This is a genomic window from Pseudomonas sp. OG7 (assembly GCF_014192825.1).
Lineage (GTDB): Bacteria > Pseudomonadota > Gammaproteobacteria > Pseudomonadales > Pseudomonadaceae > Aquipseudomonas > Aquipseudomonas monteilii.
Genome location: NZ_JACHYK010000005.1, coordinates 219,631 through 237,943 on the forward strand (window position 1 = coordinate 219,631; position 18,313 = coordinate 237,943).

Below are 18,313 nucleotides of genomic sequence, written 5' to 3' on the forward strand. Positions count from 1 at the left end.
CCCGCAGCGGTTTCAGGCGCTTCTGTAAGTAGTTGTCGCTTTGAAGAAATATCGACTACCGGGCTGTCGCTAAAATGCCACTCACTCGCTCGTGGTCTGCGACCTTGGTCGAACCCTGCGCGGCTCGCGTTGTACCCATTCGCATATCGGGCAGCCGTTACCTGCCTTGTATTGCCCCGTACCGATGGAGTTACCTGATGAAGAAGCTCGCACTGCTTGGCGCCCTGGCGCTATCCGTATTTTCCCTGGTGTCGCAGGCCGATGAAAAACCGCTGAAAATCGGCATTGAAGCCGCCTACCCACCCTTCGCCTTCAAGCAGCCCGATGGCAGCATCGCCGGTTTCGACTACGACATCGGCAACGCCCTGTGCGAAGAGATGAAAGCCAAGTGCACCTGGGTCGAGCAGGAGTTCGACGGCCTGATCCCGGCGCTGAAAGTGCGCAAGATCGACGCCATCCTGTCGTCCATGTCGATCACCGAGGACCGCAAGAAGTCGGTCGACTTCACCAAGCGTTACTACCTCACGCCGGCGCGCCTGGTGATGAAGGAAGGCACCACGGTCAGCGACAGCCTGGATGAGCTGAAAGGCAAGAAGATCGGCGTGCAGCGTGGCTCGATTCATGACCGCTTCGCCAAGGAAGTGCTGGGCGCCAAAGGTGCCACCGTGGTGCCTTACGGCACTCAGAACGAAATCTACCTGGATGTGGCCGCCGGCCGCCTGGACGGCACCGTGGCCGACGCCACCCTGCTGGAAGACGGCTTCCTCAAGACCGACGCGGGTAAAGGCTTCGCCTTCGTAGGCCCGTCCTTCACCGACGCCAAGTACTTCGGTGACGGTATCGGTATTGCTGTGCGCAAAGGTGACAAGGCCAACGTCGACCGCATCAACGCGGCCATCGATGCCATCCGTGCCAACGGCAAGTACAAAGAAATCGAGAAGAAGTACTTCAACTTCGACATCTACGGTCCAGACTCGAACTAAGACGTCGGGTTTCACCTGTGCAATGGTGCAAACAGCAGAGGCTCTGAGGTTTGCACCATTTTTCATTCTTTAGGTCGAGGACCTCATCATGTTGAAAGGCTACGGGGCAGTCATCCTCGACGGGGCGTGGCTGACGCTTCAGCTCGCCCTGTCGTCGATGGCCCTGGCCATCGTGCTCGGCCTGATCGGTGTGGCGCTGCGCTTGTCGCCGGTGCGCTGGCTGGCCTGGCTGGGCGACCTGTATTCCACGGTGATCCGTGGTATTCCGGACCTGGTCCTGATCCTGCTGATCTTCTACGGCGGGCAAGACATCATCAACCGCGTGGCACCGCTGCTCGGCTACGAAGACTACATTGACCTGAACCCGTTGATTGCCGGTATCGGTACCCTGGGCTTCATCTTTGGCGCCTACCTGTCGGAAACCTTCCGCGGTGCCTTCCTGGGTATACCCAAGGGCCAGGCCGAGGCGGGCGTGGCGTATGGCATGAGCCCGCGCCAGGTGTTCTTCCGCATCCAGGTGCCGCAAATGATTCGCCTGGCGATCCCGGGCTTCACCAACAACTGGCTGGTACTCACCAAGGCCACCGCACTGATCTCGGTCGTCGGCCTGCAGGACATGATGTTCAAGGCCAAGCAGGCGGCCGATGCCACCCGCGAGCCTTTCACCTTCTTCCTGGCGGTGGCGGCACTGTACCTGGTGCTGACCAGCGTCTCGCTGCTGGCCCTGAAGTATCTGGAGCGCCGCTACTCGGTGGGCGTCAAGGTGGCTGAACTATGATCTTCGACTACAACGTCGTCTGGGAGGCATTGCCGATGTACTTTGGCGGCCTGCTGACCACCCTCAAGCTGTTGGCGATTTCGCTGTTCTTCGGGCTGCTGGCGGCCATCCCGCTGGGCCTGATGCGCGTGTCGAAACAGCCGGCGATCAACCTGGCTGCGTGGCTGTACACCTACGTGATCCGCGGCACACCCATGCTGGTGCAGCTGTTCCTGATCTACTACGGCCTGGCGCAGTTCGAAGCGGTGCGCGAGAGCTTCCTCTGGCCGCTGCTGTCCAGCGCCACCTTCTGCGCGTGTCTGGCGTTCGGCATCAACACCAGCGCCTACACCGCCGAAATCATTGCCGGCAGCCTCAAGGCCACGCCCCATGGCGAGATCGAGGCGGCCAAGGCCATGGGCATGTCGCGCATGAAAATGTACCGGCGCATCCTGCTGCCCTCGGCCCTGCGCCGGGCGCTGCCGCAATACAGCAACGAAGTGATCATGATGCTGCAAACCACCAGCCTGGCGTCGATCGTCACCCTGATCGACATCACCGGTGCCGCGCGCACGGTCAATGCCCAGTATTACCTGCCTTTCGAGGCCTACATCACGGCGGGCGTGTTCTACCTGTGCCTGACCTTCATCCTGGTGCGCCTTTTCAAGATGGCCGAACGCCGCTGGCTCGGCTACCTGGCGCCGCGCAAGCACTGACCGCTCTGTGAGAATCGACAGCATGTACAAACTCGAAGTCCAAGACCTGCACAAGCGCTACGGCAGCCACGAAGTGCTCAAGGGCGTGTCGCTGGCGGCCAAGGCCGGCGACGTCATCAGCATCATCGGCTCCAGTGGTTCGGGCAAGTCGACCTTTCTGCGCTGCATCAACCTGCTGGAGCAGCCGCACGCGGGCAAGATCCTGCTCAACAACGAAGAGCTCAAGCTGGTGGCCGGCAAGGACGGCGCGCTGAAGGCTGCCGACCCGCGTCAGTTGCAGCGCATGCGCTCGCGCCTGTCGATGGTGTTCCAGCACTTCAACCTGTGGTCGCACATGACCGCACTGGAAAACATCATCGAAGCGCCGGTGCATGTGTTGGGTGTGAACAAGAAGGAAGCGCTGGAGAAGGCCGAGCATTACCTGGCCAAGGTCGGTGTTGCCCACCGCAAGGACGCCTTCCCCGGGCATATGTCGGGTGGCGAGCAACAGCGTGTGGCAATTGCCCGCGCGCTGGCCATGGAGCCGGAGGTTATGCTGTTCGACGAACCGACCTCGGCACTGGATCCCGAACTGGTGGGCGATGTACTCAAGGTGATGCAGGCGCTGGCCCAGGAAGGCCGCACCATGGTGGTGGTGACCCACGAAATGGGCTTTGCCCGTGAGGTGTCCAACCAGTTGGTGTTCCTGCACAAAGGCCTGGTGGAAGAAACCGGCTGCCCGCGTGAAGTGCTGGCCAATCCGCAGTCGGAGCGCCTGAAGCAGTTCCTCTCCGGCAGCCTGAAGTAAAAGCTGCATTTTTGCACCAGAATAGGGCATGCTGCGCGGCGAGCGCAGCCTGACCCGGCGCACAGACTCGAACGACCTCAGGTTTCGGACCGTACCCTATGACCACCCAGCGAATCGGTTTTCTCATCTGGCCCAGCACCAGGCCCTTGACCCTGGCGCTGGCCGAGGAAGTGTTGCTGGTGGCGCAGCGGGTACACCCGGATGTGGTCTACGAAATGGCCTTCCTGCAGGCGGAGCCGGCGCAAGAGGGTGGCTGGCGCCTGCCGGGCGAACCGTGGACTGGCCGCTTGGAGGGGTGCCACAAGCTGTTTCTGGTTGCTGACGAGCCGCCTGCGGCAGTAGGGGCAGCCTTGTCGGCTGCTCTCAAGCAGCAGGCGCGCAGCGGCTGCATGGTCGGTGGCCTGTCAGCCGGTGTTTATCCTCTGGCGATGCTGGGCTTGCTCGACGGTTATCGTGCTGCCGTGCACTGGCGCTGGCAGGATGATTTTGCCGAGCGCTTCCCCAAGGTCATTGCCACCAGTCACCTGTTCGACTGGGACCGCGACCGCCTGACGGCCTGTGGCGGCATGGCTGTAACCGACCTGCTACTGGCCGTGCTGGCCCGCGATCATGGGGCGGAGCTGGCGGGGGCTGTTTCGGAAGAGTTGGTGGTAGAGCGCATCCGCGAGGGTGGTGAGCGCCAGCGCATTCCGCTGCAGAATCGCCTGGGCTCCAGCCACCCCAAGCTGACCCAGGCGGTGCTGTTGATGGAGGCCAACATCGAAGAGCCGCTGACCACCGATGAGATTGCCCAGCATGTGTGCGTGTCACGCCGGCAGCTGGAGCGCATCTTCAAGCAGTATCTGAACCGCGTGCCGAGCCAGTATTATCTGGAGCTGCGGCTGAACAAGGCGCGGCAGATGCTGATGCAGACCAGCAAGTCGATCATCCAGATTGGGCTGTCCTGTGGTTTCTCCTCGGGGCCGCATTTTTCCAGCGCCTACCGCAACTTCTTTGGCGCGACGCCACGGGAAGACCGTAACCAGCGGCGTAGCAGCAGCCCGTTCGAATTGAGCTCAGCGCCGGCCGAAAAGGGCTGATATTTGGGTGGGTTCGGGTGTATGCCTTGGGTTTGATGATGGTGCTGAAATCGAGCGCCGCCCGCGCGGCGCTCGATCTTCCAGGCACTACCCTAATATCGACATACACCCACACCCACTCAATCCCTTGTGAACACCCGTTCACCCAGCCCCCTCTCTCCCGTACACTGCGCGATTGCGACAGTGTTTGTCGCATTGCCGAAAACCTTGTCAAAACTGGGTTTTGCGCTGTAACAAGTTGTCGCTTGGCCGCAAGGACAGGCGCGGATCAGTCCTTACAATCCCCCCATCGCTCGCCACTTCCAGGCCAGCGTTCCTCTTCAGGAGACTCAGATGTCCGTTGAGCAAGCCCCGGTGCAACGTGCCGATTTCGACCAGGTGATGGTCCCCAACTATTCTCCGGCGGCCTTCATTCCTGTGCGAGGCGAGGGTTCCCGCGTCTGGGACCAGTCGGGTCGCGAGCTGATCGACTTTGCCGGTGGCATCGCGGTAAACGCCCTGGGCCATTGCCACCCGGCGCTGGTCAAGGCCCTGACCGAGCAGGCCAATACCCTCTGGCACGTATCCAACGTGTTCACCAACGAGCCGGCCCTGCGCCTGGCCCACAAACTGGTGGATGCTACCTTTGCCGACCGGGCGTTCTTCTGCAACTCCGGCGCCGAATCCAACGAGGCTGCTTTCAAGCTGGCCCGTCGTGTTGCGCATGACCGCTTCGGCCCGGAAAAACACGAAATCATCGCCACCGTGAACAGCTTCCACGGCCGCACTTTGTTTACCGTCAGCGTCGGTGGCCAGCCGAAGTACTCCGATGGCTTCGGCCCGAAGATCACCGGCATCAGCCACGTGCCCTACAACGACCTGGAAGCGCTGAAGGCACAGATTTCCGACAAGACCTGCGCCGTGGTGATCGAGCCGATCCAGGGCGAGAGCGGCGTGGTGCCGGCCGACAAGGCCTACCTGGAAGGCGCGCGCAAGCTGTGCGACGAGCACAACGCCCTGCTGATCTTCGACGAAGTGCAAACCGGCGTGGGCCGTACCGGTTCGCTGTATGCCTACCAGCACTACGGCGTGACGCCAGACATCCTGACCAGCGCCAAGAGCCTGGGCGGCGGCTTCCCGATCGGCGCCATGCTGACCACCACCGAGCTGGCCAAACACCTGGCTGTCGGCACCCACGGCACCACCTATGGCGGCAACCCGCTGGGCTGCGCCGTTGCCTGTGCCGTGCTGGATGTGGTCAACACCCCGGAAACCCTGGCCGGCATCAAGGCCAAGCATGAGCGCTTCAAGACCCGTCTGGAGCAGATTGGCCAGAAGTACAACCTGTTCAGCCAGGTACGTGGCGTTGGCCTGCTGCTGGGCTGCGTGCTGACCGAAGCCTGGCAAGGCAAGGCCAAGGACGTACTCAACGCGGCCGAAAAAGAAGGCGTGATGGTGCTGCAGGCCGGCCCGGACGTGGTTCGCTTTGCGCCAAGCCTGGTGGTTGAAGACGCCGACATCGATGAAGGCCTGGACCGCTTCGAGCGCGCCGTGGCCACGCTGACCAAAGGCTGATCCGCCTGCGGCCACTTCGCCGGCCCCAGCCATGGCTGAGCCGGGCCGGCGATACCCGATTCCAGTGCAGGTGCCTGTGCACCTGCCGTTTTTCCGTGCCGCCGTAAGCGGCCCGTATTCCAAAGGAGTGACACCATGCTGGTGATGCGCCCCGCGCAAATGGCTGATCTGAACGAAGTGCAGCGCATGGCTGCAGACAGCCCCATTGGTGTCACCTCGCTGCCGGACGACGCTGCTCGCCTGGGCGACAAGATCGCCGCTTCCGAGACTTCCTTCGCCGCCGAGGTCAGCTTCAACGGTGAAGAAAGCTACTTCTTCGTGCTCGAAGACAGCGAAACCGGCAAGCTGGCCGGCTGCTCGGCCATTGTGGCGTCGGCGGGCTACTCCGAGCCGTTTTACAGCTTTCGCAACGAGACCTTCGTGCATGCCTCGCGCGAGCTGAAGATTCACAACAAGATTCACGTGCTGTCGCTGTGTCACGACCTGACCGGCAACAGCCTGCTGACCAGCTTCTATGTATTGCCAGAGCTGGTGAACAGTGGCTGGGCCGAGCTCAATTCTCGCGGTCGCCTGCTGTTCATGGCCGCGCACCCGGAGCGTTTCGCCGACTCGGTCGTGACCGAAATCGTCGGTTTCAGCGACGAGCAGGGCGAATCGCCTTTCTGGGATGCCATCGGCCGCAATTTCTTTGACCTCAACTATGCCGACGCCGAGCGCCTGTGTGGCCTTAAAAGCCGCACCTTCCTCGCCGAACTGATGCCGCACTACCCGATCTATGTGCCGCTGCTGCCTGATGAAGCGCAGGAAGCCATGGGCCAGGTGCACCCGCGCGCGCAGATCACCTTCGACATCCTCATGCGCGAAGGCTTCGAGACCGAGCACTACATCGACATCTTCGACGGCGGCCCGACCCTGCATGCGCGTACCTCGGGCATTCGCTCGATCGCTCAGAGCCGGGTCGTGCCGGTGAAAATCGAAGAAGCGCCAGCCAAGGGCGGGCGCCCGTACCTGGTCTGCAACGGCCAGCTCCAGGACTACCGCGCAGTGCTGCTGGACCTCGACTGGGTACCCGGCAAACCGGTAAGCCTGAGCGTGGCGGCAGCCGATGCACTGGGTGTGGGCGAGGGCGCCAGCGTGCGCCTGGTGGCGGTGTGAGGTCTGGTGACAGACGTTTCGGGATTGATGCGTTAGCAGCGTTTCGCGCCGGCCGATGCCGTCGCACAAGGAGATAGCATGATCGTTCGTCCTGTACGCAGCAGCGATTTGCCTGCGTTGATCGAATTGGCACGCAGCACCGGTACCACCGGGCTGACCACGCTGCCGGCCAACGAAGAGCGCCTGGGGCATCGCGTTGGCTGGGCGGAAAAAAGCTTCCGTGGCGAGGCCGAGCGTGGCGACACCGACTACCTGTTCGTGCTGGAAAACGACGAAGGCCTGGTGGTGGGCATCAGTGCCATTGCCGGTGCCGTCGGCCTGCGCGAGCCCTGGTACAACTACCGGGTCGGCCTGACCGTCAGCGCCTCGCAGGAGCTGAAGATCTACCGCGAAATCCCCACCCTGTTCCTGGCCAACGACCTGACCGGCAACTCCGAGCTGTGCTCGCTGTTCCTGCGCAGCGACTACCGCTCCGGGCTGAATGGCCGCCTGCTGTCACGCGCGCGCATGCTGTTCATTGCCGAGTTCCCCGAGCTGTTCGGCAAGAAGATCATTGCCGAGATGCGCGGCATGTCGGACGAACAGGGGCGTTCGCCGTTCTGGGAAAGCCTGGGCCGGCACTTCTTCAGGATGGAGTTCAGCCAGGCTGACTACCTCACTGGCGTGGGCAACAAGTCGTTCATCGCCGAGCTGATGCCCAAGTTCCCGCTGTACACCTGCTTCCTGTCCGAGGCGGCGCGCAATGTGATCGGCCGTGTGCACAAGGACACCGAGCCGGCGCTGGCCATGCTCAAGCAGGAAGGCTTCAACTACCAGGGCTACGTCGACATCTTCGATGCTGGCCCGGCCATCGAATGCGACACCGCCAAGATCCGCGCCGTGCGCGAGAGCCAGAACCTGGTGCTGGCGGTCGGTACGCCGGGCGATGACGCCACCCCTTACATCATCCACAACCGCAAGCGCGACGACTGCCGCATTACCGCGGCACCCGCGCGGCTGGCCGCCGGTACTCTGGTGGTCGACCCGTTGACCGCCAAGCGTCTGCGCATGGGTGCCGGCGACAATGTGCGCGCGGTGCCGCTGTCGGCTAGCCGGGAGGCCCAGTAAATGACCACGCATTTCATCGCAGGCAATTGGCAGGCCGGCCAGGGTGAAGCCCTGCAGTCGTTGAATCCGGTGACCCAAGCCGTGATCTGGCAAGGGCAGGGCGCCGATGCCAGCCAGGTGGACGCTGCCGTGCAGGCCGCGCGCCAGGCTTTCCCGGCCTGGGCGCAATTGAGCCTGGAAGCGCGCATCGATGTGCTGGAGAAGTTCGCGGCGCAGTTGAAAGCGCACGCCGAAGCCATGGCTCACTGCATCGGCGAGGAAACCGGCAAGCCGCTGTGGGAATCGGCAACCGAAGTCACCAGCATGATCAACAAGGTGGCGATTTCGGTACAAAGCTACCGCGAGCGCACCGGCGAAAAGAGTGGCCCGCTGGCCGATGCCACGGCGGTGTTGCGGCACAAGCCCCACGGCGTGGTGGCAGTCTTCGGCCCTTACAACTTTCCCGGTCACTTGCCTAACGGCCACATTGTGCCGGCGTTGTTGGCAGGCAATTGCGTGGTGTTCAAGCCCAGTGAGCTGACCCCCAAGGTGGCCGAGCTGACCGTCAATTGCTGGATCGCCGCTGGCTTGCCGGCGGGTGTCCTGAACCTGGTGCAGGGCGCACGCGAAACCGGTGTGGCACTGGCGGCGAACCCGGGTATAGATGGTTTGTTCTTCACCGGTTCCAGCCGCACCGGGAACCTGCTGCACCAGCAGTTCGCCGGCCGCCCGGACAAGATCCTGGCCCTGGAAATGGGGGGCAACAACCCCCTGGTGGTGGACGAGGTCAAGGACATCGACGCGGCGGTGTACACCATTATCCAGTCGGCGTTTATTTCTGCCGGCCAGCGCTGCACTTGTGCCCGGCGCCTGCTGGTGCCGCAAGGTGCCTGGGGTGATGCACTGATCGCGCGCCTGGTCGAGGTATGCAAAACCATTACGGTAGGTGCGTTCGATGAGCAACCGGCGCCGTTCATGGGCTCGGTGATCTCGCTGCAAGCGGCGCAGGCGCTGATGGTGGCCCAGGCCGAGCTGGTTGCCAAAGGTGGCGTGAAGCTGCTGGAAATGACCCAGCCGCAGGCCGATGCCGCGCTGCTGACCCCGGGCATCGTCGATGTCACTGGCGTGGCCGGGCGACCGGACGAAGAATTCTTCGGCCCACTGCTGCAAGTCATCCGTTATGCCGACTTCGATGCGGCCATCGATGAAGCCAACAACACCCAGTACGGCCTGGCCGCCGGGTTATTGTCCGACTCCCGCGCCCGCTACCAGTACTTCTGGCTGCGCAGCCGTGCCGGCATCGTCAACTGGAACAAGCAACTGACCGGTGCCGCGAGCAGCGCGCCGTTCGGTGGTGTGGGGGCCAGTGGCAACCACCGCGCCAGTGCCTATTACGCGGCTGACTATTGCGCTTACCCCGTGGCTTCGCTGGAGACCGCCAGCCTTGCCTTGCCGGCGACGTTGACGCCGGGCGTCACCCTATAACAACAGGTCACGGAGCCTAGCCGATGAAATCCTATGAAGTGAATTTTGATGGCCTGGTGGGGCCTACCCACAACTATGGCGGCCTGTCCTACGGCAACGTGGCTTCGCAAAGCAACAGCCAGCAGGGTTCCAACCCGCGTGAAGCCGCGCGCCAAGGCCTGGCGAAAATGAAGGCGCTGGCCGACCTGGGCTTCAAGCAGGGCGTGCTGGCGCCGCAGGAGCGCCCGGATGTGGCTGCCCTGCGCCGCCTGGGCTTCAGCGGCAGCGATGCCGAAGTGATCCAGCGTGCGGCTAAAGAAGCGATGCCGCTGCTGGTGGCCAGTTGCTCGGCGTCGAGCATGTGGGTGGCCAACGCGGCCACGGTCAGCCCCAGTGCCGACACCGCGGATGGCCGCGTGCATTTCACCGCTGCCAACCTGAACTGCAAGTACCACCGCAGCATCGAGCACCCGACCACCAGCCGCGTGCTGGGCGCCATGTTCAACAACGAGAAACACTTTGCCCACCACGCAGCATTGCCTGCCGTGGCACAGTTCGGTGACGAGGGCGCGGCCAACCACACGCGCTTCTGCCGTGCCTATGGCGAGGCGGGCGTGGAGTTCTTCGTTTACGGCCGCAGTGCCTTCGACAGCCGCTACCCGGCGCCGCAGAAGTACCCGGCCCGGCAAACCCTGGAGGCCTCGCAGGCCGTGGCCCGGCTGCATGGGCTGAGTGATGCTGGTGTGGTCTACGCTCAACAGAACCCTGCGGTGATCGACCAGGGCGTGTTCCACAACGATGTGATTTCGGTGGGCAACGGCGAGGTGCTGTTTTACCACGAGGACGCCTTCCTGGAGACCGACACGGTGCTTGGCCAGCTGCGAGCTAAACTGGCCAGCAAGGGTGGCAACTTCCAGGCTATCTGTGTGCCACGGGCGGCGGTGACGGTTGAGGATGCGGTGCGTTCCTACCTGTTCAATAGCCAGCTGCTCAGCCGCGACGACGGCTCCATGCTGCTGGTGGTACCGGAAGAGTGCCGCAACAACGAGCGGGTCTGGGCCTACCTGGGCCAGCTGACCAGTCAGGGCGGCCCGGTGAAGGAGGTCAAGGTGTTCGACCTCAAGCAGAGCATGCAGAACGGTGGTGGCCCGGCTTGCCTGCGTTTGCGTGTGGCGTTGAAGGAATCGGAACTGGCAGCGGTCAACCAAGGCGTTATCATGACCGCCCCGCTGTACGACACCTTGGTGGGGTGGGTCGACAAGCATTATCGCGATCGCTTGAGCGACGCGGACCTGGCTGACCCGCAACTCCTGGTGGAATGCCGTACGGCACTGGACGAATTGACCCAGATCCTGAAGTTGGGTTCGGTGTACCCGTTCCAACGACAACCTTGAAGAGAGACTTTGCAATGACCGACGCCCTGCGCCTGATCCTCGAAGATGAAGACGGCACCCAGCTGGAAACCTCCTGCACCCGTTTTGCCGTGGTCTGGCAAGGCAAGGAAGTGTGGATTCAGCAGGACGGCCGTGGCCAGCTGCTGATCGGTGTGGATGTCGAGGAAGACGATACCGAGTATGCCAACCTGCTGCTGCGCCCGATGGCCACCAATCTGGTCAGCCTGCAGCTGGAAATGGAGCCGGCCGAGGTTGGCGAAGACGACGATCACGTCCATGGCCCCGACTGCGGCCACCACCACTAAGGAAGCCCCTATGCTCGCCCTTGGCAAATTGCTTGAGCTGACCCTCACCGATCACGAACCGGCCGAGAAGACCCAAGTGACACCCAAGGGCGCGCGTTTGCGCTGGCTGGGGGAGGGCGCGCTGGAAGTGCGCCCTGCCGAGAACGAGGACTGCGGGCTGGACTTGCTGTTGTCCGCCGGCATCCATGGCAACGAAACGGCGCCGATCGAATTGCTCGAGCGGCTGCTGCACGGCGTGGCCAATGGCAAGATCAAGCCCAAGGCACGGTTACTGTTCCTGTTCGGCAACCCGGCGGCCATCCGCAAGGGCGAGCGCTTCATCGAGCAGGACATCAACCGGCTGTTCAACGGCCGTCATGAGCTTTCCAGTGGTTTCGAGGCATTGCGTGCCGCCGAACTGGAACAGTTCGCCCGGGTGTTCTTCAGCAAGCCGGGGCGCAGCCGCCTGCATTACGACCTGCATACCGCCATTCGCGGTTCGAAGATCGAGCAATTCGCCTTGTACCCTTATAAAGAGGGGCGCAAGCATTCCCGTCGTGAGTTGGCGCGCCTGGCGGCAGCGGGTATGGAGGCGGTGCTGCTGCAGAGCAAATCCTCCATCACCTTCAGTGCGTTCACCTATGAACAGCTTGATGCTGAAGCCTTTACCCTGGAGCTCGGCAAGGCTCGCCCGTTCGGCCAGAACGAGCAAGTCAACCTCGACAAGCTGGAAGAGCGGCTGGTCCGCATCATCGAGGCGACCGAGCCAGAGGGCGAGGGTTCGCTGGATGGCCTGCAACTGTTTAGCGTGTCTCGCGAGATCATCAAGCACAGCGACAGCTTCCACCTGCACCTGCCCGCGGACATCGAGAATTTCTCCGAGCTGAGCAAGGGTTACCTGCTGGCCGAAGACCTGGCCGAGACGCGCTGGGTGGTCGAGGAGGAGGGGGCGCGTATCATCTTCCCGAACCCGAAGGTGAAGAATGGGCTTCGGGCCGGGATTCTCATCGTACCGGATTCTGGCGCGCGCCTGTCCTGACGCTGCTCAGTCTGGAAATGCCACTTCCCCGGTCGGATCACCGGCACTGAGATCGACAAGAGCACTGTACAGTACCGTGAACAGTGCAGTGACGGCGTCCTCTCCATGGGTATAGGGGTCGTACAGTATGGTGGTGATGGCTGTAGCCCCCTCTACACCTGTCCTGGGGTCCCAGCCCTGGCCATGCACAGCATTATTCCCGGCATACAGCTGCATCAGGATCAACCGCTCACCTTGTGGGTCGCCTTTGCGAGCAGATTGCAGTAGCTCTCTCAGCGCGGGCTGCCCAGCCAGCAGGGCAAGTTGCGCGAGCACGCGAAACTGGAACTGTGGCGTTCCGTAGATCGAAAGGTTGGGTATTTGTGTGTCGATCAGGGTTTTGTTCTGAGTCGCTTCGGTGTCCAGGCGTAGCGAGCCGCTAAAGTGCGCGTCAATACCGGTTGGCAGCTGCTTGCCTGCAAACTGCAGTACCAGTTCTTGCTGGTCCGAGCTTGGCTCGATCAGGTAGGGTTGGCCGGCAATCTCGATGCGAATGCAGCGGACTTCGCTCACCCGGATGTTGTCGGTTTTGGACCAGATGACGATCTCATCACGGCTGGCCACTGGTTCGAAGTCATTCTTCGCGTCTGTGAGTCGCCGTTGAATCTCTACCTCTGCGGTCTCAAGCAACGGGTAAATGTCCTGATCCTGCCGATAGGCCGTCGTGCCTTCGTTCAGCTCGACATTGCATTGGCCGCTGCACGCTGTGCTACGGCCATTGAGGAGCACACTTGGGGTCGGGTTGGTCATGATGTATCTCCTGAGGTGGGAGAACAGTGTGCCGAGAGCGCTGCGAGGCAGTTGGTACATAATTGACGCACGGTTCATCCCTTGCGCCTGGCGCCCTGATACCTGCCGATCAGCGCCTGGTCGTTGTCGTCGGGCGAATGACATCGACATTAAGCGCATTTCATGCTCCGATTGACGGTTTATATCGTATAAACACACTACACCCAGGCATCAGGCTGGATATAATGGCGCCCTTTGCCGTCGTTTCGTCACCCCGACGCCGCCGTATCCGTGGAAGAACCTATGAAAAGCGCAGAAATCCGTGAAGCCTTCCTTCGCTTCTTCGAAGAGCAGGGCCATACCCGAGTCGCCTCCAGTTCGCTGATTCCGAACAACGACCCGACCCTGCTGTTCACCAATGCCGGCATGAACCAGTTCAAGGACTGCTTCCTCGGCGCGGAGAAGCGTGCTTACACCCGTGCCGTCAGCAGCCAGAAGTGCGTGCGTGCCGGTGGCAAGCACAACGACCTGGAAAACGTCGGTTACACCGCGCGTCACCATACCTTCTTCGAAATGCTGGGCAACTTCAGCTTCGGTGACTATTTCAAGCGCGATGCCATCACCTTCGCCTGGACCTTCCTGACCTCGGACAAATGGCTGAACCTGCCCAAGGAAAAGCTCTGGGTCACCGTTTACGCCACTGACGACGAAGCCTACGACATCTGGACCAAGGAAGTCGGCGTGCCGGAAGAGCGCATGGTGCGCATCGGTGACAACAAAGGCGCCCCGTACGCCTCCGACAACTTCTGGACCATGGGTGACACCGGCCCGTGCGGCCCGTGCACCGAGATCTTCTACGACCACGGCGCAGACATCTGGGGCGGCCCACCCGGCTCGCCAGAAGAAGACGGCGACCGTTACATCGAGATCTGGAACAACGTTTTCATGCAGTTCAACCGCACCGCCGACGGCGTGCTGCACCCGCTGCCAGCGCCGTCGGTAGACACCGGCATGGGCCTGGAGCGTGTCAGCGCCGTGCTGCAGCACGTGCACTCGAACTACGAGATCGACCTGTTCCAGAACCTGCTGGCGGCGGCTGCCAAGGCCATCGGTTGCAGCAACGACGGCCAGGCCTCGCTGAAAGTGGTGGCCGACCATATCCGTTCGTGCGGTTTCCTGATCGCTGACGGCGTGCTGCCGTCCAACGAAGGCCGTGGCTATGTGCTGCGCCGCATCATTCGCCGCGCCTGCCGCCACGGCAACAAGCTGGGCGCCAAGGGCAGCTTCTTCTACCAGATCGTCGCCGCACTGGCCGCCGAAATGGGCGAGGCCTTCCCAGAGCTGAAAAGCCAGCAGGCGCACATCGAGCGTGTGCTCAAGGCCGAGGAAGAGCAGTTTGCCAAGACCCTGGAGCAGGGCCTGCGCATTCTCGAGCAAGACCTGGCCCAGCTCAAAGGCGACGTGGTACCGGGTGACGTGGTGTTCAAGCTGTACGACACCTACGGCTTCCCGATGGACCTGACCGCCGACATCGCCCGTGAGCGCGAGCTGACCATCGACGAAGCCGGCTTCGAGCGCGAAATGGACGCACAGCGTGAGCGCGCCCGTTCCGCCAGCGCCTTCGGCATGGACTACAACAGCCTGGTCAAGGTCGACAGCGCCACCGAGTTCCTCGGCTACGACGCCACTGAAGGCCAGGGCAAGATCATCGCCTTGTACAAGGACGGCCAGTCCGTCGACCAATTGGGTGAAGGCGAGCAGGGCGTGGTCGTGCTCGACCGTACGCCGTTCTACGCCGAATCCGGTGGCCAGGTGGGTGACACCGGCTTCCTGCAGGCTGGCGCTGCGCGCTTCGACGTGCGCGACACCACCAAGACCGGTGGTGCCTTCCTGCACCACGGCGTGGTCGCCAGCGGTGCGCTGGTAATCGGCTCGCCGGTGGAGGCCAAGGTCGATGCCGACGTGCAGCACGCCACCTCGCTGAACCACTCCGCCACCCACCTGCTGCACGAAGCGCTGCGCCAGGTACTGGGCGAGCACGTACAGCAGAAGGGCTCGCTGGTCGACAGCCAGCGCCTGCGTTTCGACTTCAGCCACTTCGAGGCGGTAAAGCCGGAGCAGATCAAGGCACTGGAAGACATCGTCAACCGCGAAGTGCGCAAGAACACCCCGGTGGAAACCGAGCTGACCGACATCGAAACCGCCAAGGCCAAAGGCGCCATGGCGCTGTTCGGCGAGAAGTACGGCGACACCGTGCGTGTACTGAGCATGGGCGGTGATTTCTCGGTGGAGCTGTGCGGCGGTATCCACGCCAAGCGCACCGGTGACATCAGTCTGTTCAAGATCATCAGCGAAGGCGGCGTGGCCTCTGGCGTACGCCGTATCGAAGCCGTTACCGGCGCAGCAGCGCTGGCCTACCTGAACGCTGCCGAAGAGCAGGTCAAGGAAGCCGCGCAGCTGGTGAAAGGTAACCGCGACAACCTGATCGACAAGCTGTCGGCTGTGCTCGAGCGCAACCGCCAGCTGGAGAAGCAGCTGGAACAGCTGCAGGCCAAGGCCGCCAGCGCCGCCGGGGACGATCTCTCCAACGCGGCCGTTGAGGTCAAGGGCGCCAAGGTGCTTGCTGCCCGCCTGGATGGGCAGGACGGCAAGGCCCTGCTGGCCCTGGTCGATCAGCTGAAGAACAAGCTCGGCCACGCAGTGATCCTGCTGGGCAGCGAGCATGAGGGCAAGGTTGTGCTGGTGGCCGGCGTAACCAAGGACCTCTCCAGCCAACTCAAGGCTGGCGATCTGATGAAACAAGCCGCTGCGGCGGTGGGTGGCAAGGGCGGTGGCCGTCCGGACATGGCCCAGGGTGGTGGCGTCGATGTCGCTGCACTGGACCAGGCCCTGGCGCTGGCCGTGCCATTCGCAGAGCAGGGACTTTGAGATGAAGGCGCCGGCGGTCTAGTCGCCGGCCTCTTCATGTTGGATTGTTTTTTGGGGCCCTGTATGGGCTGAGGCACCATTGAAATGGCGTTGATCGTACAGAAATTTGGCGGCACCTCTGTCGGTTCCATCGAGCGGATCGAGCAGGTAGCCGAAAAGGTCAAGAAACACCGTGAAGCGGGCGACGACCTAGTGGTTGTATTGTCGGCCATGAGCGGTGAAACCAATCGCCTGATCGACCTGGCCAAGCAGATCACCGATCAGCCGGTTCCGCGTGAACTGGACGTGATCGTGTCGACCGGTGAGCAGGTCACCATTGCCCTGCTGACCATGGCCTTGATCAAGCGTGGTGTGCCAGCGGTGTCCTACACCGGCAACCAGGTGCGCATCCTTACCGACAGCGCGCACAACAAGGCGCGCATCCTGCAGATCGACGACCAGAAGATTCGCGCCGACCTCAAGGAAGGCCGCGTGGTCGTGGTGGCAGGCTTCCAGGGTGTGGACGAGCACGGCAGCATCACCACCCTGGGCCGTGGCGGCTCCGATACGACCGGCGTGGCCCTGGCGGCAGCGCTGAAGGCAGACGAGTGCCAGATCTACACCGACGTCGATGGCGTCTACACCACCGACCCACGCGTCGTGCCGCAGGCCCAGCGCCTGGAGAAGATCACCTTCGAAGAGATGCTGGAAATGGCCAGCCTCGGTTCCAAGGTGCTGCAGATCCGTTCGGTGGAGTTCGCCGGCAAGTACAACGTCCCGCTGCGCGTGCTGCACAGCTTCAAGGAGGGTCCGGGTACCCTCATTACCATTGATGAAGAGGAATCCATGGAACAGCCGATCATTTCCGGTATCGCCTTCAACCGTGATGAAGCCAAGCTGACCATTCGCGGCGTGCCGGACACCCCGGGCGTGGCCTTCAAGATCCTCGGCCCGATCAGCGCTTCGAACATCGAAGTGGACATGATCGTGCAGAACGTTGCCCACGATAACACCACCGACTTCACCTTCACCGTACACCGCAACGAGTACGAGAAGGCGCAAAGCGTGCTGGAAAACACCGCTCGCGAAATCGGTGCCCGTGAAGTGATCGGCGACACCAAGATCGCCAAGGTCTCGATCGTTGGGGTCGGCATGCGTTCGCACGCCGGTGTGGCCAGCCGCATGTTCGAAGCCCTGGCCAAGGAGAGCATCAACATCCAGATGATCTCCACCTCCGAGATCAAGGTCTCGGTAGTGATCGAAGAGAAGTACCTGGAGCTGGCCGTACGCGCGCTGCACACCGCGTTCGAGCTCGACGCTCCTGCCCGACAGGGCGAGTAAGGCGCTGCCTGGAAGGGCGCGGCTGGTGCCGCGCCCTTCGCGTTTCTGCTCGCCACGCAGGCCCTGTCCTGCCCTGTGTGGCGCGTAACCGGGGTCCCGTCGTCGTCCACGACTGGCCCTGATACCCAAGACTGTTACCCCTGAATGTTTTGCGTAAGGAGAAAGCTATGTTGATTCTGACTCGTCGGTGCGCCGAGAGCCTGATCATTGGAGACGGCGAGATCACCGTGACGGTGCTTGGCGTCAAAGGCAACCAGGTGCGTATTGGCGTCAGCGCCCCGAAAGAAGTGGCTGTTCACCGCGAGGAAATCTACCTGCGGATCAAGAAGGAGAAGGATGAAGAGCCAAGCCTTTAATTTTTTTGAAGTTTTTTTCAAAAAAAGGGTTGCAAAGGTGAAAGAGGTTCTTTAATATTCGCCTCGTGTTGCGGTGAGGTGGCCGAGTGGCCGAAGGCGCTCCCCTGCTAAGGGAGTATACCTCATAAGGGTATCGGGGGTTCGAATCCCCCCTTCACCGCCATTATTTGCGTAGGGCGCTGTAAACAGTGAGAACGCTAAGTCGTTGATTTTAAACGAAAACGTTCTTGCAAAAATGTTTCAGCGACCTATAATGCGCGGCAAGACACGGACTCATAGCTCAGCTGGATAGAGTACTCGGCTACGAACCGAGCGGTCGCAGGTTCGAATCCTGCTGAGTCCGCCACTTTTGAAGTGGCTTTGTTTGCAAGGCTGCTTCAATCAACCAGCGGTATCTGGTCTAAAACTGCCAATCGCGGACTCATAGCTCAGCTGGATAGAGTACTCGGCTACGAACCGAGCGGTCGCAGGTTCGAATCCTGCTGAGTCCGCCACTTTCTTGAAGTGGCTCTGCTTGCAAAGCTGCTTCAGTCAACCAGCGGTAACCTGGTCTAAAACTGCCAATCGCGGACTCATAGCTCAGCTGGATAGAGTACTCGGCTACGAACCGAGCGGTCGCAGGTTCGAATCCTGCTGAGTCCGC

Annotated in this window: 16 protein-coding genes and 4 tRNA genes; 19 read left to right on the top strand and 1 reads right to left on the bottom strand. The window is 62.0% G+C overall.

What is annotated here, in order from left to right:
• Positions 1–197 precede the first annotated feature (197 nt).
• The 12 genes from FHW75_RS14205 to astE all read left to right on the top strand — a co-directional run bounded on the left by FHW75_RS14205 (position 198) and on the right by astE (position 12,298).
• Positions 198–983 (top strand): ABC transporter substrate-binding protein, encoded by a 786-nt coding sequence (locus FHW75_RS14205; protein WP_019099125.1) that lies wholly within the window; start codon positions 198–200, stop codon positions 981–983.
• An 88-nt stretch (positions 984–1,071) separates the two neighbouring features.
• A complete protein-coding gene (locus FHW75_RS14210; protein WP_003254523.1) occupies positions 1,072–1,761 on the top strand; it encodes an ABC transporter permease in 690 nt (229 codons plus the stop codon).
• Positions 1,758–2,456, top strand: coding sequence for an ABC transporter permease (locus tag FHW75_RS14215; protein WP_019099126.1), 699 nt, complete (start codon positions 1,758–1,760; stop codon positions 2,454–2,456). The genes FHW75_RS14210 and FHW75_RS14215 overlap by 4 nt, the downstream gene beginning before the upstream one ends.
• Positions 2,457–2,478: 22 nt before the next feature.
• Complete coding sequence (locus tag FHW75_RS14220) at positions 2,479–3,243, top strand: ABC transporter ATP-binding protein (protein WP_016711851.1); 765 nt, start codon at positions 2,479–2,481, stop codon at positions 3,241–3,243.
• Positions 3,244–3,341: 98 nt separating this feature from the next.
• Positions 3,342–4,322: a transcriptional regulator ArgR gene (gene argR / locus FHW75_RS14225; RefSeq protein WP_019099127.1), complete on the top strand. Its 981-nt coding sequence runs from the start codon at positions 3,342–3,344 to the stop codon at positions 4,320–4,322.
• 333 nt (positions 4,323–4,655) lie between these two features.
• Positions 4,656–5,876, top strand: coding sequence for an aspartate aminotransferase family protein (locus FHW75_RS14230; RefSeq protein WP_019099128.1), 1,221 nt, complete (start codon positions 4,656–4,658; stop codon positions 5,874–5,876).
• Between the two features lie 135 nt (positions 5,877–6,011).
• Entirely contained in the window at positions 6,012–7,031 is a 1,020-nt protein-coding gene (aruF, locus tag FHW75_RS14235; protein ID WP_019099129.1) for an arginine/ornithine succinyltransferase subunit alpha, read from the top strand.
• Positions 7,032–7,109: 78 nt separating this feature from the next.
• Positions 7,110–8,138 (top strand): arginine N-succinyltransferase, encoded by a 1,029-nt coding sequence (astA, locus tag FHW75_RS14240; RefSeq protein WP_027615316.1) that lies wholly within the window; start codon positions 7,110–7,112, stop codon positions 8,136–8,138.
• On the top strand, positions 8,139–9,602 hold the full coding sequence (gene astD / locus FHW75_RS14245; RefSeq protein WP_019099131.1) for a succinylglutamate-semialdehyde dehydrogenase: 1,464 nt from the start codon (positions 8,139–8,141) through the stop codon (positions 9,600–9,602).
• A 23-nt stretch (positions 9,603–9,625) separates the two neighbouring features.
• Entirely contained in the window at positions 9,626–10,975 is a 1,350-nt protein-coding gene (astB, locus tag FHW75_RS14250; RefSeq protein WP_019099132.1) for an N-succinylarginine dihydrolase, read from the top strand.
• 14 nt (positions 10,976–10,989) lie between these two features.
• Positions 10,990–11,280, top strand: a complete 291-nt coding sequence (locus FHW75_RS14255; RefSeq protein ID WP_003256592.1) for a topoisomerase II — start codon at positions 10,990–10,992, stop codon at positions 11,278–11,280.
• Positions 11,281–11,290: 10 nt separating this feature from the next.
• A complete protein-coding gene (astE, locus tag FHW75_RS14260; RefSeq protein ID WP_025753869.1) occupies positions 11,291–12,298 on the top strand; it encodes a succinylglutamate desuccinylase in 1,008 nt (335 codons plus the stop codon).
• A gap of 6 nt (positions 12,299–12,304) precedes the next feature.
• Here astE and FHW75_RS14265 read toward each other — a convergent pair whose 3' ends face one another.
• Entirely contained in the window at positions 12,305–13,087 is a 783-nt protein-coding gene (locus tag FHW75_RS14265; protein WP_027609415.1) for a hypothetical protein, read from the bottom strand.
• A 282-nt stretch (positions 13,088–13,369) separates the two neighbouring features.
• On the opposite strand from FHW75_RS14265, the gene alaS reads away from it, so the two are divergent.
• From alaS to FHW75_RS14300, 7 genes are all read left to right on the top strand, one after another.
• The gene (gene alaS, locus FHW75_RS14270; RefSeq protein ID WP_025753867.1) at positions 13,370–15,994 is read left to right on the top strand and encodes an alanine--tRNA ligase; all 2,625 of its coding nucleotides are present in this window, start codon (positions 13,370–13,372) and stop codon (positions 15,992–15,994) included.
• 84 nt (positions 15,995–16,078) lie between these two features.
• Positions 16,079–17,314, top strand: a complete 1,236-nt coding sequence (locus tag FHW75_RS14275) for an aspartate kinase (protein ID WP_019099135.1) — start codon at positions 16,079–16,081, stop codon at positions 17,312–17,314.
• Positions 17,315–17,481: 167 nt separating this feature from the next.
• The gene (gene csrA, locus FHW75_RS14280) at positions 17,482–17,670 is read left to right on the top strand and encodes a carbon storage regulator CsrA (protein ID WP_003254503.1); all 189 of its coding nucleotides are present in this window, start codon (positions 17,482–17,484) and stop codon (positions 17,668–17,670) included.
• Between the two features lie 72 nt (positions 17,671–17,742).
• Positions 17,743–17,833, top strand: a tRNA-Ser gene (locus FHW75_RS14285).
• A gap of 106 nt (positions 17,834–17,939) precedes the next feature.
• Positions 17,940–18,016, top strand: a tRNA-Arg gene (locus FHW75_RS14290).
• A 71-nt stretch (positions 18,017–18,087) separates the two neighbouring features.
• Positions 18,088–18,164, top strand: a tRNA-Arg gene (locus FHW75_RS14295).
• 74 nt (positions 18,165–18,238) lie between these two features.
• Positions 18,239–18,312, top strand: a tRNA-Arg gene (locus FHW75_RS14300).
• Position 18,313 lies beyond the last annotated feature (1 nt).

Excerpts from the sequence above, each read along its gene's own strand:
- FHW75_RS14265 (WP_027609415.1), bottom strand. The coding sequence starts at position 13,087 with ATGACCAACCCGACCCCAAGTGTGCTCCTCAATGGCCGTAGCACAGCG.
- FHW75_RS14275 (WP_019099135.1), top strand. The coding sequence starts at position 16,079 with ATGGCGTTGATCGTACAGAAATTTGGCGGCACCTCTGTCGGTTCCATC.
- astA (WP_027615316.1), top strand. The coding sequence starts at position 7,110 with ATGATCGTTCGTCCTGTACGCAGCAGCGATTTGCCTGCGTTGATCGAA.
- alaS (WP_025753867.1), top strand. The coding sequence starts at position 13,370 with ATGAAAAGCGCAGAAATCCGTGAAGCCTTCCTTCGCTTCTTCGAAGAG.
- argR (WP_019099127.1), top strand. The coding sequence starts at position 3,342 with ATGACCACCCAGCGAATCGGTTTTCTCATCTGGCCCAGCACCAGGCCC.
- astB (WP_019099132.1), top strand. The coding sequence starts at position 9,626 with ATGAAATCCTATGAAGTGAATTTTGATGGCCTGGTGGGGCCTACCCAC.
- FHW75_RS14215 (WP_019099126.1), top strand. The coding sequence starts at position 1,758 with ATGATCTTCGACTACAACGTCGTCTGGGAGGCATTGCCGATGTACTTT.
- FHW75_RS14230 (WP_019099128.1), top strand. The coding sequence starts at position 4,656 with ATGTCCGTTGAGCAAGCCCCGGTGCAACGTGCCGATTTCGACCAGGTG.
- aruF (WP_019099129.1), top strand. The coding sequence starts at position 6,012 with ATGCTGGTGATGCGCCCCGCGCAAATGGCTGATCTGAACGAAGTGCAG.
- FHW75_RS14220 (WP_016711851.1), top strand. The coding sequence starts at position 2,479 with ATGTACAAACTCGAAGTCCAAGACCTGCACAAGCGCTACGGCAGCCAC.
- astD (WP_019099131.1), top strand. The coding sequence starts at position 8,139 with ATGACCACGCATTTCATCGCAGGCAATTGGCAGGCCGGCCAGGGTGAA.
- astE (WP_025753869.1), top strand. The coding sequence starts at position 11,291 with ATGCTCGCCCTTGGCAAATTGCTTGAGCTGACCCTCACCGATCACGAA.
- FHW75_RS14205 (WP_019099125.1), top strand. The coding sequence starts at position 198 with ATGAAGAAGCTCGCACTGCTTGGCGCCCTGGCGCTATCCGTATTTTCC.
- csrA (WP_003254503.1), top strand. The coding sequence starts at position 17,482 with ATGTTGATTCTGACTCGTCGGTGCGCCGAGAGCCTGATCATTGGAGAC.
- FHW75_RS14255 (WP_003256592.1), top strand. The coding sequence starts at position 10,990 with ATGACCGACGCCCTGCGCCTGATCCTCGAAGATGAAGACGGCACCCAG.
- FHW75_RS14210 (WP_003254523.1), top strand. The coding sequence starts at position 1,072 with ATGTTGAAAGGCTACGGGGCAGTCATCCTCGACGGGGCGTGGCTGACG.